Origin of the sequence: Enterococcus sp. AZ188 (assembly GCF_050544075.1) — a bacterium.
GTDB classification, from domain to species: Bacteria; Bacillota; Bacilli; order Lactobacillales; family Enterococcaceae; genus Enterococcus_D; species Enterococcus_D entomosocium.
The window spans coordinates 2,826,697-2,845,323 of the sequence record NZ_CP172943.1 but is presented as its reverse complement, the minus strand read 5'-3'; the positions used below and the strand labels follow the sequence as shown (position 1 = coordinate 2,845,323).

At 34.7% G+C, this 18,627-nt stretch carries 13 protein-coding genes; 7 read left to right on the top strand and 6 right to left on the bottom strand.

Annotated features, from left to right (window positions below; translation table 11 throughout):
• The 6 genes from IGI86_RS13135 (at position 1) to IGI86_RS13110 (ending at position 9,697) form a co-directional block, all read left to right on the top strand.
• A complete protein-coding gene (locus IGI86_RS13135; protein WP_430617369.1) occupies positions 1-1,278 on the top strand; it encodes an ABC transporter substrate-binding protein in 1,278 nt (425 codons plus the stop codon).
• Positions 1,279-1,301: 23 nt separating this feature from the next.
• The gene (locus IGI86_RS13130) at positions 1,302-2,330 is read left to right on the top strand and encodes a LacI family DNA-binding transcriptional regulator (protein ID WP_087628039.1); all 1,029 of its coding nucleotides are present in this window, start codon (positions 1,302-1,304) and stop codon (positions 2,328-2,330) included.
• Between the two features lie 18 nt (positions 2,331-2,348).
• Entirely contained in the window at positions 2,349-5,315 is a 2,967-nt protein-coding gene (locus IGI86_RS13125) for a glycoside hydrolase family 2 TIM barrel-domain containing protein (protein WP_430617368.1), read from the top strand.
• Positions 5,316-5,962: 647 nt separating this feature from the next.
• Positions 5,963-6,355, top strand: coding sequence for a YbaN family protein (locus tag IGI86_RS13120; RefSeq protein ID WP_430617366.1), 393 nt, complete (start codon positions 5,963-5,965; stop codon positions 6,353-6,355).
• Positions 6,352-8,073 carry an ABC transporter ATP-binding protein/permease gene (locus IGI86_RS13115; RefSeq protein WP_430617365.1) on the top strand — a complete coding sequence of 574 codons (1,722 nt, stop codon included), beginning with the start codon at positions 6,352-6,354 and terminating at the stop codon, positions 8,071-8,073. Before IGI86_RS13120 ends, IGI86_RS13115 begins: the two co-directional genes overlap by 4 nt.
• Positions 8,063-9,697 (top strand): amino acid ABC transporter ATP-binding/permease protein, encoded by a 1,635-nt coding sequence (locus IGI86_RS13110; RefSeq protein ID WP_430617364.1) that lies wholly within the window; start codon positions 8,063-8,065, stop codon positions 9,695-9,697. Before IGI86_RS13115 ends, IGI86_RS13110 begins: the two co-directional genes overlap by 11 nt.
• 572 nt (positions 9,698-10,269) lie before the next feature.
• Here IGI86_RS13110 and IGI86_RS13105 read toward each other — a convergent pair.
• The 6 genes from IGI86_RS13105 to IGI86_RS13080 form a co-directional block, all read right to left on the bottom strand.
• Positions 10,270-10,995, bottom strand: coding sequence for an EAL domain-containing protein (locus tag IGI86_RS13105; RefSeq protein ID WP_430617362.1), 726 nt, complete (start codon positions 10,993-10,995; stop codon positions 10,270-10,272).
• A 159-nt stretch (positions 10,996-11,154) separates the two neighbouring features.
• Positions 11,155-14,178, bottom strand: coding sequence for a WxL domain-containing protein (locus tag IGI86_RS13100; protein ID WP_430617361.1), 3,024 nt, complete (start codon positions 14,176-14,178; stop codon positions 11,155-11,157).
• A gap of 5 nt (positions 14,179-14,183) precedes the next feature.
• Entirely contained in the window at positions 14,184-15,236 is a 1,053-nt protein-coding gene (locus IGI86_RS13095; RefSeq protein ID WP_430617360.1) for a DUF916 and DUF3324 domain-containing protein, read from the bottom strand.
• Between the two features lie 84 nt (positions 15,237-15,320).
• Positions 15,321-16,094 carry a WxL domain-containing protein gene (locus tag IGI86_RS13090; RefSeq protein ID WP_430617359.1) on the bottom strand — a complete coding sequence of 258 codons (774 nt, stop codon included), beginning with the start codon at positions 16,092-16,094 and terminating at the stop codon, positions 15,321-15,323.
• Entirely contained in the window at positions 16,039-16,428 is a 390-nt protein-coding gene (locus tag IGI86_RS13085; RefSeq protein ID WP_430617358.1) for a hypothetical protein, read from the bottom strand. Before IGI86_RS13085 ends, IGI86_RS13090 begins: the two co-directional genes overlap by 56 nt.
• 33 nt (positions 16,429-16,461) lie before the next feature.
• The gene (locus tag IGI86_RS13080; protein WP_430617357.1) at positions 16,462-16,830 is read right to left on the bottom strand and encodes a DUF7006 family protein; all 369 of its coding nucleotides are present in this window, start codon (positions 16,828-16,830) and stop codon (positions 16,462-16,464) included.
• 186 nt (positions 16,831-17,016) lie between these two features.
• Between IGI86_RS13080 and IGI86_RS13075 the strand changes: the two genes are divergently transcribed.
• Entirely contained in the window at positions 17,017-18,462 is a 1,446-nt protein-coding gene (locus IGI86_RS13075) for a helix-turn-helix domain-containing protein (RefSeq protein WP_430617356.1), read from the top strand.
• Positions 18,463-18,627 lie beyond the last annotated feature (165 nt).

The window sequence follows — 18,627 nt, the reverse complement described above, 5'->3', positions numbered from 1 at the left end:
ATGAAGAAAATTGTTTCAATGTTGATGTTGACTAGTGCTTTATTAGGACTCGCCGCTTGTGGGAGCCAATCAGATGATTCGGCAAATGAGGGAACGATTACGGTCATGTTAGATTCAGAACCTGGTCAAGACGATCCTGTCGTTCATACAATGGAGAAGTGGAAACAAGAAACAGGAAATGATTATGAAATTTTAGTCGTGGGATATGATGATCAATTAACGAAATTTCCGCTAATGATCAAAAATGATGATCTGCCAGATTTACTAATTACGACGCGGCTGCATAAAGAGTATCCTGAAGACTTTGTTGATTTATCACAAGAAGTCGATATGGATTATTTTGACCCAGATCTCTTGAGAGTCGCATTAGGAAATTACAACGAAGGTATCCAAATTTTACCTACGCAAATTACGGTCACTAATTATTTTTACAATAAGGATGCTTTTGAAGAAGCAGGGATCACACCTCCGACACCAGACAATCTATGGACGCTTGAGGAACTATATGAAAACGCAGAAAAACTTGTTGAGTCTGGCGCGGTAAACTTTGGATTAGCAGTTGATTATTCTCGTGCAAGATACGATAACTTAATGTATTCTAATGGTGGAAGTATTACTGAAACGATTGATGGTCAACCCGTAGTTGCTGTCAATTCACCTGAAAATATCGCCACGCTTCAAAAGTTTATCGAAGCAAACGATGAGGGGATTGCTCCTAAAAATATTTGGGCTGGGGGCTCGCCGGATAATCCAATGAATTATTTCGAAAATGGGGATGTAGGGATCTATTTATCAGGTAGCTTTAATTATGCGAATATTGCTAGAGATGCCAAAATCGAATTTGGTGTTATGCCTTCTCCAATTGGAACCAAACAACAATCGGCATTAAATGGTGGACGTGGCTGGGGCGTTCCGAAGAATAGTCCAAATGCAGCATTAGCAACCGAATTTGTTAAGTGGTTTTATAACTCTGAGTCCACGTATAAGGAGTTCTTAGACTTAGATTTTGGCTTGCCGTTTATGGAAAATTATACGTATGAGCCAACTTCAACTTTCCAAGCGGATGATTATCAATTGTACGTACAAGAGTTAGCGAATATTCCAGAAGAGTTCTTAGTTGATGAAGCCAATCAATGGGGCTTGTATTTGGAAGATGACTATCGTCAAGCGATGTCACAGGCTGTTAGTGGAGAACTTTCGGCAGAAGAAGCATTGAATCGAGTTGCGGAAAGAATTGCACAAAATGCGGGTTGGGCTATGAAATATCAAAATGAATAAAGAAAACGGTAGGTGATCATAAGATGGGAAAAGTGACCATTATGGACGTGGCGAAATCTGCTGGGGTGTCTAAAAGTACTGTTTCTCAATATCTAAATGGACGTTACTCTTTTATGAGTAAGGCGACACAAAAGAAAATCCAGGCGGCAATAGAGGAGCTTAATTACATTCCAAATGAGATTGCTAGAAGTCTTACGTTTAAAAAGAGTAATACAGTAGGGGTTATTGTTTCGAATATTGCGTCTCAATTTACGATTGATCTTGTAAGAGCAATTGAAAGGAAGTTTGCACAGGAGAATATTCAATTGCTTCTGTGCAATACGGATAATAACCCTGAGCGAGAGCAGCAATATCTGTCTTCACTAAGCGCTCGCCAAGTGGACGGGGTCATTTTATTTCCCAATTCCGAAAATAGGAGTTACTACCAAGCACTCAACGAATCGGATTTTCCTTTAGTTTTTGTCGATCGAACGATTCCAGACCTAGAGGTTTTATCTGTAACTTTAGATAATGAATGTGCAACTCGACTTGCCACGCAACATCTCATAGATAATGGTCATCAAGCAATCGCTTTAGTCACTTATCCCTATAGCAAAAGTGGTGTATCAAACCGAAAAGGTCGGGTGATCGGCTATCTCGAGACGCTTAAAGAAAATGGGATCGATGAATCGCAAGTGAATGTATTTGAGATTGAGGAGTATCAAAGTGAGTCAGCATTTAAACAAATACTGATGGAGCCATCAATTACCGGGTTAGTTTTAACGAGTGACGTCCTCTTGGAAGCGTTTTTGATTTTCGCTAAAAAAGAAGGGACCAGGATTCCAGAAGAGCTCTCCATCGTTTCAATCGACGATGCAACATTTGCGATTTTTCACAACCCAATGATTACCACCATCAAACAACCAGCTAGTCAAATTGGTGAGTTAAGCGCTGAGTTATTATTGGATTTGATGAATGGAACCGACAAAGAAATGCTTTTAAAAGAATCACCTTATCAATTTCAACCAGAGATTTGCTTACGCGAATCCGTGTATCGGCTAAGGGAGCAATAGAATGTAAAGGAGAAAATCATGTTTAACGCAGAATTCTTAAGGAATCCTCAAGCGCTTTCTGAAGGGAAGGCCTCAGCCAGAGCTTATTATGTCCCTTATGGACTAGACGATCAATTGAACGCCTCATCACGGAAAATCTCCTTGAATGGTTCTTGGGGCTTTCGTTATAACGAAAAATTACATGTGTTTACGAAGGAAGAAGTGGCGGCGCTTTCCTCAAAGGATTTTCAGCAAACGTTAACTGTACCAAGCAACTGGCAGATGGAGGGGTATGGAAGACCTTGGTACACGAATATCCAATATCCGTTTATTTGTGATCCTCCGTATACGTTCTCTGAGATCCCGTCTGCGGTTTACCAAAAGACGTTTGAGGTAGATGCCATAAACATGCGTAAGTTTTTGCGCTTTGAGGGTGTAGACAATTGTTTTGTCGTCTATCTTAATGGGGAATACATCGGTTTTAGTAAAGGGAGTCGGAATGCTTCTGAATTTGATATTACAAAACAGGTACTTGTTGGAAAAAATACAGTAGTCGTGCAAGTATTTCAATGGTCGGATAGCTCTTATATTGAAGACCAGGATATGTGGTGGTTGAGTGGTATTTTTCGCGAGGTGAGCTTGCTTTATAGACCGCACAAAGCTATCTGGGATTTTAAAGTTGAAACACACTTTGACTCTCATTATCAAGATGCACAACTAAAACTTTCTTTTCTTGCTATTCAAGGGGAAGATGTACCATGTGAGATTCATTTAGAACGCAATGGAATGAAAATTTTTGAAGAGCATGGCTGTTTTACATCAGGGGATGTATTTAAGAAAACGATCGTTCACCCGGATCATTGGACTGCTGAGACGCCGAATCTTTATCGGTTAACGATCAAAACTGCTGAAGAAGTGATTTATCAATCAGTCGGCTTTCGTGAAATTGAAGTGATCAACGGCGAGATTTGTGTGAATGGTACGCAGATCCTTCTTAAAGGAATCAACCATCATGAGTTTCATACCGAAAAAGGACGTGCGGTGACACCAGAATTCCTTGAAACAGAAATACGTATGATTAAGGACGCGCACTTTAATGCGATACGAGCTGCCCACTATCCGCATATCCCAGAGTTCTATCAATTGTGTGATACGTATGGCTTGTATGTTATGGATGAAGCTGATTTGGAATGCCATGGTATGCTACAGGCAAAAAATAAAAATCATATAAGTGATTCAAAAGAATGGCAGCAAGCCTATCTAGATCGTATGGAGCAAATGGTCAGCCGCAATAAAAACCATTGTTCAATCTTATTTTGGTCTGTCGGCAACGAGTCAGGGAACGGCTTGAATCATCAAGCGATGATCCGATGGTGTCGCCAAGCAGATCAAACCCGTCTGATCCACCATGAAGGGGAGTCCAGAGATTGCTTATCCGCCGATGCAAGTTCTTATGAAAAAGATGTTGTCTATGCTGATTTTAATTCACGTATGTATGCACCATTAGATGAATTGATCGACGTCGCAACAAATAGGGAAATAAAAAAACCATATATTCTTTGCGAGTATGGGCATGCTATGGGGAATGGTCCAGGTTCTTTAAAAGAATATTGGGAACTTTTTGAGAAATACCCTAAGCTGCAAGGGGGATTTTTGTGGGAATGGAAGGACCAAGGGATCAAAGCAGAGCGTGATGGACGAGAGACGTATTTATACGGAGGGGACTTTGGCGATCAACCGAATGACTATAATTTCGTTTTAGATGGGTTAGTCCAAGCCGATTTAACCCCATCCCCGAGTTATTTTGATATTCAACGATGGCAAGCACCGTTGCAGTTGGCGTTGGACTTTACTACTGGAGAAATAAAAGTCACGAATACGAATCGTTTTCTCTCATATCAAAAGGTTTCAATCGAATGGGCGTATAAGGTGATGGAGACTGTTTTAGAAAAAGGAACACTTGTGCTTTCCGTTCCCGCTAATGAAACAGTGGTGAGCCGTGTACCCTTTGACCGCACAGCTTGCCAAAAAGCCAATTTATTTAAAGCAACGATCACGGAGGATGCTTTAAATGAAGGGGATTCATTGCCCTTGTTCGTGGAATCGGTAGAAAGACCTTTAGCAGTCGTGAGCAAAGCTGATCATTCGTTGCCATTTGATCACTTTGAAGAAAACGACGAAAGGATCCTGGTAAACTTCGGTGCCTATACGTTGCGAGTGAATAGAATAAATGGTCAATGGACACTAAACCATGCAGGAAAATTACTCGTGAAAAGTCCTAAAAGTGTGTTTTGGCGTCCGGTGACAGACAACGATTTTGTATCCGCAAAAAACTGGCGCAAATTCGGTGTCGATCGGATACAAACAAACCTAGTCGCTATAGAATGGTTCTTAGAAAGTTCGAATCATTTTAAGCTTTTGATCGAGGAGAAGCATGGTTCTGCTGGGAATTACTGGCACATTCACGAGAAAAAAGAATTGGTGTTTTATTCTGACGGTCGGATCGAGTATCGAGTTAGTGGTTTACCGAAGCACCAATATCCAGAAACATTGCCGAGGATTGGGTTAGAATGGGCGCTATCAAAGGAGTTTGTAAGAACCCGATGGTTAGGAAGAGGACCGATCGAGTCATATCCAGATGCTGAGAATGGCACCTATGTTGATGTGTTTGAACAAGCAAGTGATAAAATGAGTTTCCTCTATCATTTTCCTCAAGAGAGCGGCAATCATATGCAGACAAGTTGGGTAGAAGTGAGTGCCGAGAATCAGTTAAAGCTTCGATGGGCAAGTCACCTACCGTTTCATTTTAGTCAACATCAACAAGCGTTAGCAACGATCGATACGGCACAGCATATTCATGAACTGAATGATTCAGAGTGTATCTGGTTTTATACGGATCATAAACAACATGGTGTAGGCTCAAGAAGCTGTGGTCCTGATGTATTGGACCACTATCAGTTAAAGCTTGAAGAATACAAATATGAAATAACTTTTTTCTTTGAATGAAAGAAGATTTGTTTTTAACAAATTATTACTTTGAATGAATTTTATTTTTCCGTACGAATTAGCTTCAAATTGTTAAAACGAATATATGACTGACCCAAGATTCTCTAATATAGCTATCTTTTTCGAAAATACAATTCTTATAGTTTACAATGTTAGTTTTTTAATTTTTTTTGATAGTACAGGTACCCATTTTTTATTTCAGCATGCTGATTGCTTTAGTGAGGATGCTCGACTGGTTTCTGACCTTGTCTTCCCCCTCAAATAATGTATTAAGTGGAATCGAAAAAAGCCTTCACCATTCTGAAGGCTTTTTTCATGTCAATCTTTTCCCGTCCATAATTCTCTTGTATTTATAAAGGTATAGATGTTTTTTTTTAACTTCTCTATATTATATTCGCAAGCAGAATTTATAGGACTTTTCTAAGGTAATCCCTCCAGGGATCTCAATGATGAGAATTCTTAAACTAATTTAAAATAATAAAAATAAATATTATTACTTTGAGAAAAGTATAATGAAAAATATTTGAAAGTATCTTAATATATCCGATTATTATGGACAAATATATTTTACTAAAACGTTAATGAGAATTGTTCTCAATTAAAAAGATTATATGTTATAATTAATCAAAAAATATTAGGAGATAACAATGAGAAAAATAAGTTTTATCGTTATTGGATTGTTTACATTTGGCTTGGGGACATTAGGGATTATATTACCATTTTTACCTACTACAGTTTTCTATTTACTTACAGCTTTTTTTTGGATAAGAAGCTCAGATCGTTTGTATCAAAAATTTATTCATTCCAATGTCTATACTCAATATGTTGATCGTCCAATTATTAAAAAGCAAATTACTAATAAGGGAATTTTTAAAATGTTTATTACAATGTTTATTGTTTTTTTAGTTCCTTGTATATTGGTCGATAATCTTGTGATGAGAGTCACAATGGGAATTGTTTATCTATTTCACCTTATAGGTATTACATGGTATTTAAAAAGAAAGAGTAAGACTAAAATAATTGATGGAGCAAGTGAATGATTGATAAACGTTTATTCCAACTGACCAACAAAAATAATTTAATAGAGATTGTGTTTTTTCGAATTCTTAACTTAGCCTGTTCAATTATACTTTGGTTTCTTTTTGCAAATTATTTAACACAATTGATAGAGGAAAAGGCAACTTTGAATGGCTTATTTTTTGTTGCAATTTTAATTATTTTATCAATAAAACTAATGTTACTAAAATATCTAGAAATTCAAATCTATCGTTCATCTGCAGAATTACGAATGAATATTAGGGATCAAGTAATCAAAAAATCTTTTCGTTTAGGTAAAGTACAGTCTTTATCGACTGCTGAATTAATGCAGTATGCGGTAGAAGGAGTTGAACAGTTAGAGATTTATTATTCAAGATTTCTACCTCAATTATTTTATTGTATATTTTCTTCAATGCTTATCTTTATGATCTTATATCATTATGGTGCATTTCCGGCAACCATCTTACTTCTTTGTATGCCGCTAATTCCATTGATTATCATGGGTGTTATGAAGGTTGCCAAAAGAATCCTTGGTAAATATTGGAAAAATTACACTGATCTTGGAGTATTATTTAAAGAAAATTTAAGTGGGCTAAGCACACTTAAAGCTTTCAATCAAGATGAAGCACAACAGAAGAGAGTGAATGATCACGCTGAGACATTTCGTAAATCTACAATGTCTTTATTGTCTATGCAGTTAAATTCTATAACTATCATGGATATTATTTCCTATTCTGGAGCAGGATTAGTCATAGGAATAGCATTTAATGGATTTACTGAAGGTAGTGTTAGCTTAAATGGCATACTTTTATTCATATTGCTAAGTGCAGAATTTTTTATCCCTATGCGCCAGCTGGGATCCTTGTTTCATGTAGCAATGAATGGAATTAGTGCGATGGGGAAACTATTTGATTACTTAGAGACAGAGGAAGTTGCCTATGGGGTTGAACCATTTGAAGAACAATTAGAGAAACTGGCGGGATCGTTTTCTTTTAGCTATGGAGAGGAACAAGGTAAAAGTATTCTTCAGGTTTCCTCATTCTCATTAAAAAAAGGGGAGTTAACCGCATTTGTAGGAAGATCTGGTTCTGGTAAGAGTACATTTGCCAAATTAGTTAGTCACCGGCTATCTGGTTACAAGGGATTCATTAATTGGAATGAGACAGAAATACAAAGCATAACTAAACAAGCTATTCAACAAAAATCACTTTACGTTGATTCCCATGGCTATTTATATCAAGGAACGGTAAGAGAAAATTTTAAGATTGTAGATGATTCAATAAATGATGAAAAAATCTGGAAAGTACTAGAAAAAGTAAATATGGCGGATTTTTTCAAAAGTAAGCCAGAGAAATTGAATTTTCAGTTATCTGAGAACGGGCGCAATCTTTCTGGTGGTCAAAGGCAGCGGCTTTTACTAGCACGTTCTTTACTAAAAGACGTTGATTTTTATGTATTTGATGAAATTACTTCTGGAGTTGATCAAGAAAGTGAAGAAGTGATTTTGAAAGTAATTCATCAAATCTCGAAACATAAAATCGTTATTTTTATTTCTCATCGTTTGTATAATGCATTGAAGGCAGATAAAGTTTATGTTTTCCAAGATAGTGGTTTGAAAGTAGGAAGCCCAGAAGAATTGTTTGAGTACTCCTCTTATTTTCAAACATATTTTAAAGAAGAGGAAGAAATTCTTGAAGGAGATTATAAAAATGAAATTTAAAGAATTACGTTGGCTTCTGGGGTTCGCAAGACCTCTTTCCGGGAAAATGATTTTAGCTGTTATTCTTGGAACTATAAGTAATCTATCGGTTGTAGCAATCCCTTTACTAGCAACATTTGAAGCTCTCTCGTTCATTAACGACAGAGATATAAATTTCCCCCAATTACTATTTTTTTTGATAATACTTGGAGTGATTCGAGGAGTAAGTCGCTACTTTGAACAATACTTAAACCATGATATTGCTTTTCGATTATTGGCAAAAATACGTGAAAAAATATTTAATACAATTCGAAATTTAGGACCTGCTAAAGTGACGGGAAAACACAGTGCTGAACTAATTACGTCAATTACGAGCGATGTTGAATCTTTGGAAGTATTCTTTGCCCATACAGTTTCGCCCGTAATGATTGCTTGTTTTACTACGTTAGGTACAGTTGGATTTTTAAGCTTTTTTAATTTGTGGTTAGCTTCTCTATTATTTGTAGGACAATTGATTGTTGGTGTATTCATTCCTACTTTTAGTTACCTTTATTATCAAACGATTGGAACAAAAATGCATAAGGCCAATTTGAAATTAAATCAGGGTGTAATTGAGAACATTGAGAGTATATCAGAAATTATTCAATTTCAGTTAGAAGAAAAAAAGTCAAATGAGTTACGCAGAGCTGGTTGTGAATTAAACCGTGAGTATCGAAAGAAATTAACACAAGGAACGTGGTTGCAGTTTTTAAGTGAAAGTGTATTAATTCTTACTTCTTTTTTTATACTTATTATTAGTATTCATATGAATTTATCTAAGGATACGTCGGTAATTGCTACTGTCTTAAGTTTAAGTTCATTTGGATCAGTTCTTGCTTTGAATGGTTTAGGAAATTCCCTGTTAACAACAATGGCCAGCAGTAGAAGATTGTTCGAGCTAATTAATGAATCACCGAATGTGATTTTCCAGAACCATTCTACTAAGATAAATCAAGTAGAGAGTCTAGAAATAAAAGATCTTTCTTTTTCACATGAACAACAATCGATTTTTAAGAATCTATCATTTAATTTTGAAAAAAATGGGATTATTGGTGTTGGAGGTGAAAGTGGTAGCGGTAAAAGTACATTAGTAAAACTTATTCAAAGATACTGGGACCCAGATGTTGGGACAATTCAGGTAAACCATCAATCAATTCAACAACTATCTGAAGAGGCATTGCATGAATCGCAAGGAATTATGGAGCAGCAAACATTTCTCTTTGAAGCTACGATTGAAGAAAACATTCGAATCGGCCGAAACTATTCCCTTGATGAAATTGATGCTGCGTGTAAAAAAGCCCAAATTTATGATTGGATTATATCGCTACCAAGTGGTTACCAAACAAGAATCGGAAAAAATAGCCTGACACCTTCAGACGGAGAACGACAAAGAATCGGGTTGGCACGTTTATTTTTAAAAAGGGCTCCCGTACTTCTACTGGATGAGCCTACCAGTAATCTGGACTATTTGAACGAAAAAGCTATTTTAAAAACAATTAAAGAACTCGCACAAAATCGTTCTGTCCTGTTAGTATCTCATCGACCAACGACTCTAGCTATTAGCAATCGAATAATAATTTTACATGAAACTAAGGGAAACAATTGAAAATGTAAATTTTTAATAACAATTGAGGATTATGTTAGATATTTCTTTGAAAATATTATTTACAAATATCTAAATAGTTCAGCTATTACCTGTTGAATAAAGAAAAAAGACAAGCCTTATAATTATATGGCTTGTCTTCTGTCTACGACGAGTATAAGGAGGATATTCGTTTCTTTGTGCGCTTATTTTCTTGGAATAAAAAAACGAATTCATATAATATTATACTATTTTTTGACTGGAATCATGTTATTCACTCTTCAATTGACCAATTTTCCTTATACTCTCAAGAGACTTATGTTATTACTCTAAATTAACTTTTGAATCAAATTTATCTATTATCTACTCGTATTTCTTTAATTTTAAATATAATTTTCTTCTTAATATTACTTTATTTCTTCTCTTTGTAAGTTAGACAAATCAAAATTTTTTTCATCATCCTTTATAATAGAATAAATGTATTCTAAACAACTCATTTTAAATATAAAATTTGAAAAATAGGTTTTACTAAGTATCATATATTTGTCACCCTTTTTATCTCAGAAAAAAACTGTATTGAAATTGTACAAAAAAATCTAAAGCTCAATATCTGATATAGAAATGGGTTTGGATAAATAGTATCCTTGTTGCAAAAAAATTTTCCTTAACAACAAGTCTCGATGAAGCATAGGAGTATCAACTCCTTCAACAATAATCTTAACTTTTCGAGTTTCAGAAAATTTTTCCCAAAAGTCGATCAAAAGTAAAATTTCTTCTAAATATAATTGTTTAAAAGACAAAGTAGAGAATTTGATTACATCAACACTCTCCATAAGTCTAACTATGTTTTCAAGTGTGTGGATACCTGTACCAACGTCGTCTAAGGCAGTGCTAAACCTCATTTTTCGTATTTCTATAATTGATTTCGCTAATAGTGCATCCGAGTGTCTATAAATGGAGGGATGTGTATCATGTTCAGTTATTTCGATTAATAATTGTTCATGATGCATTTTTAATTTATCAAGCATAGAGAACGTTTCAGAATAATATAGTTGCTGAGGATGGATATTTATACTGATTATTTTTTTCGTGTGATCAAGTATACCTTTGATTTCTGTGTAGTACCATTTTAGTAATTCGGCATTCAATGTTTTAGATAAAATGACTCTATCAAAAAATTCAGTAGGAAAAACTTGTGTTTCTTGAGTTCTCAACAATAATTCATAACCAAATATTGGATTAGCTGAATTCGAGAAATCAAATAGTGGTTGTGCTGATAAATATAAATTCGAGAAAATAGATAAAGAGTCAGTCATTTCCATTCATTGAGCTCCATTCTTGTTTTGTAACCTGATCATAAATCTTCGTTTGATAGGTAGTAATGTAAAAAAGTAGATATGACTTTAGATATAATTAAAGGGCATTGAAAGCATAAAACTAGATTAATTCTTCCAATGCCTATATTAGAGGATTAGCCTTACCTAATTGTTTTCTGGAACAGAACGCAATTGCCAAGAAAGAGTACTAGTATATTTATCAGCATTTGGAGAGGCACTTGCTGGCACAAACAGTGAAATACTTTCTTCAGCTGTGGTCCCATCACCGAAACGATAAATCCAGGTTCCAACTCCTTCTGTTAAAGACGCATTTAATAATATTTTCTGTACGCCTGGTATCAATTCTACGGAGTCTGGTTGTGCAATTTCTGGAGGATCATCTTGATTTGTTGATGTTAATTGTTGATTAAATAGACTAATAGCTGCGCCTTCTAAAGCATCGTTGGCTGTATTCATGAATTGTTGATTTTGAGTAACTGCTAACTGCCAGCTTCCACGATCTTCTTTAGAACGTTGATCAGTAATTTGTACATAGTTAGGCCGTGTTTCTGAGACATTACTAGTTTCATCACTAATTAATTGTTGGGCTTTGGCATAATAGGTTTTATCAGAAACAGCAATTGATTGACTGCCAAAATCAAATGAGGATACAAAATCAATGCTAAATGCTCCTTGATCTTCCGGTAGTTGAGGCTGGTTTTCAGGCGTTACCTCTGTTTCTGGGTCAAGTGGATCAACTGGCAATGGAGGCTCTTTGATGGCAGACACAATGGTAGACGCTTCTGCAGATTTTCCGTTCAAGAAGGCAAACACTGTAACCTCGTTTCCTTCAGCAAAATAACTATTATCAGGAAGTTCATATCGGTATTCACCATTCTCATCTGCCATGGTATGATACATTGTACTTGAAGAGACATCCGGAGATATGATAGTTCCTTCAGGAATAGCAGAATCCCCGGAAAAATATAAGACACTATTGGGTGTTGCTGTTCCAGTAATTACGTGAGAACTCGACTGTGTTTTATCTGCAGTCAATTCATTGATAGAAACTTCTACATCTGCTATTTTTTCAAATAGAACGCGTTGCACATTTTTAGTCGTAAAATTTTGTTGAAAAGTATCAACCGTAGTTTGTTCTATTGATGAAACAGAAGAGATCGTAGGCGCATTTCCTGCATAAGAAAGAGAAAGGTTGAAAATAGGTAACCAAGTAAAGTCGGGTTCTGATGTAAAATTATCTCGGTTCCAAAGTTGCACATTTTGCACATCAATTTGTAGCTTCCCACCACTCCCAGCAATATAAATCAGACCATTGGTGGTAGCAGTACCTGAAATAGTTGAAGTTCTTTCCAAATTTACGTGATCTGCATCAGAAAATTCAAATGTAGAACCAGCTGAAGCAAAGTATAGTAAGTATTGCGATTGCGAGGTACTATCACTTTTTACGTCAAGAATTCCATCTTTTGCAACAGAAAAAGTAGCATTTCCGTTTACATAAATAATGCTGGAAGTAGAAGTTCCCATACCTACTGCTGTAATATCCAACTTTCCTCCGTTAGCTATTTCTAAAATACTTCCGGCAGCCATCCAAATTATATTATAGTAATACCCATTGGCATTGCTTTTTGTACCAGAAGAATTAATAATTACTGAAGCTTCTTCATCGATTGTCAGTGAAGCGCCGGTAACTCTTAATGAAACAGCCGAGCGAAGTGATTGAGGAGTTAGAATCATCTCTGCACCGTCTTCTACTATTACGTCGCCTTGCCTAACTAAGAGTGAAACACCATCTGCTTCTCCGCCGGAACCGTTTGAAGTAGCCTCTAGTTTTGAGTTTTTTTCCATTGTAAAATTATTATTCGGATGAGTAACTGCCCCAAGATCAAGATTTCCTGCACCAATTGTTTCCAAAATAATATTTGCATCTTCAAGAATAGTAAGATTAGAAGCGTATATATTTGTTTGGTCCGTCGCAATTGTTTTCCAAGTACCAAAAGAAGATGTGTACTCACTTACTTGTCTACTACTTGTGCTTCCAGAAAGGTAGACACTGCTATACGGGGAGTGGATCAATTGGTTACCAATATTTGTTATATTATGATAAGTTATACTACTAGCAGTCTGGTTAGCAGTATTCAAATCGTTAAATGTAATAGGACCATAGTAATTCCCGTGGTATATTTCTATATTACTTAAGGTTACATTCCAGGGATTACTGCTGTTTGCGGTAGTATTGTTAAAACAAAGTGCTACAGAACGAAAATCTAGCTGGTGATTGTTACCTTCGATAACTAAAGTTCTAGAAATACTACTGGGGCTTAAATAAACATAGGTTGCACCACCACTGGTATTTGAAGTGGTTCCTGTTGTAATATCAGTAAGGTTAAGTCTTGGGTTTGTAGGAGTTACAAAATCAGAAGTAATATTGATTGTTGTTATCGACACATCAGCAAAAGCACGAACAAATTCTTCCCATGTAGCTACATCTTGAACAGTACTCTCATCAAAAGTACTTATTTCCAGATCTGAAGATTGCTCAACATCTGTAGAACTTGTAGTACTTAACTCTTCAGAATTTCCCACTATCGAAGACTCTACTTCTTCCGTAGATTGGACAGTTTCTCCTGCGACATTATTGAGAATATCATTACTGATATTAACCGAAATATCGTATTCTTCTTCAAAAATCACAGTGAAAGTACCGGCTTTATTAGAAATGAAGGGGATACGATATGAAGTTTGTTCTTTTTCAAAATAGACTGTCCAACCTTTGTCGTTCTTTTCTGATGTTTCACCACTAGAGAGTTGTTCTGAAACGATAGAGATATTATCTGGAACGTAAATATTTATTTCTGTCATACTTACATTGCTTGTAAAAGTTATCCAAAAAAGTTCATTGATTTTTTCTGATAAAGCATCGTAATCAAAGATAAGTTCAGTATCATCGTTTTCGGTGATTATGGGAGACAAGTCGTCATCCAACTCCTCTTCAGAATTAAGAGAGGAGTCGGGAGTTAGGGTGTCATCCGTTAATTCATCAGTTAATGTTGTTGTTTCTTGAGTAAACTGAGAGGTTGTAGTAGAGAAAACAGTGATTGGTTGAAGCATTTGACAGGACAAGAGAAGAATACTTAATAAAGAAAAAATTTTTTTAAGTCGTAAGAACAAGTACCTCACTCCTTTTCTTTGTTTATTTTTTTCTTTTGCCAAAATAAATAGATACAACAAGCTAACAAAAGGATAATTAAACCGATCAGTCCGATAATCCACCAATTAATGCTCGTGTCTATTGTCACATCTGAGCGGTTCAATGAGCGGGCTTCATCTCCGTCAATAGTAAATTCTTTTGTCCATGTCCATGTCTCATCGCCCGAATGTGCAGTTAGATTTAAAATGTAAGTGCCACTATTAAAACGATCACCATTTAAAGAAATAGGAAAATCAAAATGAGAATTCGGAGCCATCTGCATTTGCTCTTGGCTAGCCTCATATAATAAAGTATCATCACCTTTTTTATGAACAGTTGCTTCAACTGAGAGTCTATTCACAAACGTAGGCATAAAATTTTGAATCGTTGCACTGATCACATTTCGATAGTTTAATTGATCTGCAAAAACATCGAGTAATTCTAAATTTGGTATCACAGTAGACCGCTCGTTACTTACAACTACTCCAATCACATAGGAAAATTCATTTGTGATGGATAGACCTTCCGATGTTTTCGTATCTGTTTCGGATTCCTTTGGAATTTCACGTATTTTTAGACCACCAGCTAAAATCCCCTCAAAAGATTCGTTTGGCATGTTTAAAATTGCCTCTATCGTTTGTGTTTCATTTCCTTTTAGTGTGATAACTTCTGGGGTCGCGATTAACTCGTTCAGTGAGTATGAAAGCGTGGTATCCGTAACCTCATCATCTTTACCATATTCGACCACACCTTGAACGTTTGTATAGGCGGTATGAGCGGTGATTTCTATTTGAATCTCTTGATTTGTTGCATTCTGCAAAGTAAGAGCTAACACTTCTTGATCACCTTTTTTTAAATTCAAATCGAAGTAACCTTTTGTTTCATCGACTTGACTATCAGGATAAATAGGCGTCACATAGAAATTCAAAGAATTTTCTTCAGCATTTGAGATTACAGGGAATATGATAAGTAGCATCGAGATGAGAAATCCGAATAAATAAAACTTTATGTAGCTGTTCCAATTAAGTTGTTTTGACAAAGAAACACTCCTCTATTATTAAGAAAAGCAGCATCACAATAATAAGTAATACTGCTTTTCTGGTCGTTGGCATAAAATTTTTAATTAAGCATCTGCTCCGGGGGTTGAAGTTAATTCCCAAGAAAGAGTTGATGTGTAGGTCGTTGCATCTTTTGCAGTAGATCCTGGTACAAATAACTGAATTGCACTGTTTTCAATGACTTCAATAGAGTTATCAGCAGCTTGAGTATTAAGATCTGCTTGGTTTCCCCAAACAACAGATGAGACACCTGCTCCTTGTCCTGTTTCTGCAGTCATTACGGGCACACTACCAGCGTTTGGAATCAACTGCAGGCCAGATGTATGTGATGAAGGAGCGTTAGTTGTATTACTTCCTGCATACTGAATGGTTGGATCATTTAAAGAAATCTGCGCCCCTGTTAAAATATTGTTTTGAGTGGTCGAACTGAAATCGCTGATGCTAACACTTAAAACCCATCCAGCATTGGAGCCACGAGTATCTTGAACCTGCGCAAAACTAACATAGGGGACTTGTCCAGATCCATCAGCTAGATTTGCTGTTTCAGCGACCATATTATAGGTTTGGTCTTGATTGGAAATGACTTGTGAACCAAAGTCCATAGTGACTGCTTTTACAAGAGAGAGCGGTCCTGTTGTTCCTGGAACTTCAGGATCAATTTCAACATCAGGATCTGTTTCAGGTGGAATAACAACAGATTCCTCATCAGTATTTGGTGTGAACTCAATCTGACCAGTGGTTGTCACATCTCGCACTTCGTCTGCAGAAGCTAATGTTACTCCGCTAATTAAAAGTGTTGCCATTAAAAACGTCGTTGTTACTAATTGAATCTTTTTCATTTTTAAGTTCCTCTTTTCTTTTTGTTAGTAATAAAAACAGTAAAACTAATAATATGATAATCCCCAAAAGTTTAGATTTGACATCTGTTGAATCTGATAATTTTGGTAAAGCTTTTTTTGAACTATACAACTTTTCAATAGAATCTTTTTCTGATTGAACACCGTTAGGTGGTTGTGGTATTGGAGAAAGCGGTGAATCGTAAACGCCGGTAAACCCTAGTTTGGCAACGGTATTAGTAGACTCTAAATTTTGACCGTGACCAACCATGGGATCTAAGAAAAATAAACTAAGTAAGAAAAATACGAAAATAGTTTTTTTTTGAGTCTTTCTCACATCATTTTTCACCTCCTTACATATAGAATATTTTTATTTATTGTCTATAAAATTATTGAAAAATAGCAATGAATAGGGAAAAGGGTCATTTTTTGCTTTACCAAAATTCTCTAAGTAGTAATATTTGCTATCGTTTTTGACAATGGTAACTATTTCACTATCATTTAAGGACATAGCTTCTAAACATTGGCATAATTCATAAAGAATTTGAAGCTTAGCATCTATACTCAATAAATCGGTTATATATTCTAAGGGTTCTTTTTTTATGTCATATTCTGCAAGATCTATGAATTCATTCCTTATAGACTGGTATTCAAAAGCTAGTGTTGGATGTCTCTGTAAAAAAATAGACTCTTCAAAGTAATCATCAAAGTATGTTAAATACTGTTCTATCTGATTCATAATAAAATTCACCCCTAGTATTTATATAAAAATTATATCTTATTTGTGATGTTTACAACTATTCAACATTTTTGCTTTTTTTGAAATTTTGACCTACTATATGATAAACCAATCATCTAATATTTATTTTATTAACAGTGGAAATCCTTATCGTTCTATCTAGTCTACAGGAGGAATCAACGACAAATGATCAATTTGCTATCTACCCGACATAATCAATATTTCACAATAGGAAAAATTACTTTTGAAAATAAACAAAAAAAAACCTTTCTTTGTGAAAGGTTAGGAATAACAATGAATACGTTAGAAGTTATAATTGAAGATTTTAACAGACTTTTCTCTCCTATAGAATTAGAGAGCAAAAATCAAATTGTTACTTTAAAAATTCCAGATTACTTGTCTTATGATTATTTCATATCAAGAGTATTTTCAACAAGTTTAGAGTATCAAATTTTAGAAAGTATTTTCTTTAATAATACTTTTACTTACGATCAGTTAGCGGAAAAACTATTTGTTAGCAGATCATCATTAATACGATCCATTAAATTCATTAATGAAGAAATATTAAAATTTGATTTCTTTATTGATACAAAACCGTTGAAAATTGTTGGGAACGAGAGAAATGTGAGATTCTTCTTTATTACCTATTTTAAAGACAAATATGGATTATCTAGTTTGCCATTTGATATTGATGAAATGGAAGCTATCAAGAAATTTTATCAAATAGGAAGTAATTTAAAAGGATTGCAACAATCAGTCCAAGATCAAAATAATTTTATGTTATTTTGTATGGTTGCCTTATACAGAGAACGGTTAGGATATAAAAGAAAAACTAATGGTGCAGATAAAAATAATACTTTTTTAAGTAATGTACTTGATGTTATTGAAAATACTCCGAATTTTATAAAAAAGAAAAATAATAATTTTTTTGATAGAAATTTTCTTAGTCAAATATTCGGAATATTTTTACAAGAAGGTTTTTTAAAACCAAATTTTTTTTCAAAAAACCGTCAATTAAATTTATTTAAAGAGGTTAGGGTAACGAAATTTATAGAACTAATAAGTGTAGAGTTGGGATTAAATATAGGGACTGACGACAAATTTTTACTTAGTCAAAATATTTATGAGATTTTATTTGGTTACTTAAGCTTTCCTAGTGAGTTTGATTTTTTAGATGATACTTATTCCAATTTTTATGAGTATCATTCATTTCCTCTTCCTGAATTGAAAAGCAAAATAAAAAGTATCTATTTTCAATGTTTTGGACAAGAAAAAGGTATCTATTTTCCCTTTGTATTTTTTACAACCTATACTCATTGGCCTTTCTTTTTAGAGCAATTACAAGTGAACAAAGCGACAATTAAAATAAATGTTTTTATTGATTTTGATCCAAGTTTTGGGGAATATATCAAAAGTAAAATAATGACACTTTTTAATGGAAATTATGAGGTTACAGTAAAAAATGACCCAGACAACCTTCCTATTGTTGAAGAAACTGATTTGTTGATAACAAATGTATATTCACCAATAAACTTTCCTAAAGAGAAAATTATAGGTGTTTCTCACTTTATAACAGATCATGATATTGAATTAATCATAAAGAAAATAGATTCGATAGCAAAATCAAAATGAGTATTCAAAATTATATCTATACAGATAATGAAGGCTTTTGAGAGTAGAAAAACAGAGATTATTAAAAATATACGGTTACTAAGAAATTGTATTATCAAATTTTATAATTACGAGATTTTAAATAAGCAAATGTAAGTAGATTCCCAAAGAAACACAATTTGATTC

Bases quoted from the DNA above. Each gene is read 5' to 3' on its own strand.
- IGI86_RS13135 (WP_430617369.1), top strand. From the start codon at position 1: ATGAAGAAAATTGTTTCAATGTTGATGTTGACTAGTGCTTTATTAGGA.
- IGI86_RS13130 (WP_087628039.1), top strand. From the start codon at position 1,302: ATGGGAAAAGTGACCATTATGGACGTGGCGAAATCTGCTGGGGTGTCT.
- IGI86_RS13125 (WP_430617368.1), top strand. From the start codon at position 2,349: ATGTTTAACGCAGAATTCTTAAGGAATCCTCAAGCGCTTTCTGAAGGG.
- IGI86_RS13120 (WP_430617366.1), top strand. From the start codon at position 5,963: ATGAGAAAAATAAGTTTTATCGTTATTGGATTGTTTACATTTGGCTTG.
- IGI86_RS13115 (WP_430617365.1), top strand. From the start codon at position 6,352: ATGATTGATAAACGTTTATTCCAACTGACCAACAAAAATAATTTAATA.
- IGI86_RS13110 (WP_430617364.1), top strand. From the start codon at position 8,063: ATGAAATTTAAAGAATTACGTTGGCTTCTGGGGTTCGCAAGACCTCTT.
- IGI86_RS13105 (WP_430617362.1), bottom strand. From the start codon at position 10,995: ATGGAAATGACTGACTCTTTATCTATTTTCTCGAATTTATATTTATCA.
- IGI86_RS13090 (WP_430617359.1), bottom strand. From the start codon at position 16,094: ATGAAAAAGATTCAATTAGTAACAACGACGTTTTTAATGGCAACACTT.
- IGI86_RS13080 (WP_430617357.1), bottom strand. From the start codon at position 16,830: ATGAATCAGATAGAACAGTATTTAACATACTTTGATGATTACTTTGAA.
- IGI86_RS13075 (WP_430617356.1), top strand. From the start codon at position 17,017: ATGATCAATTTGCTATCTACCCGACATAATCAATATTTCACAATAGGA.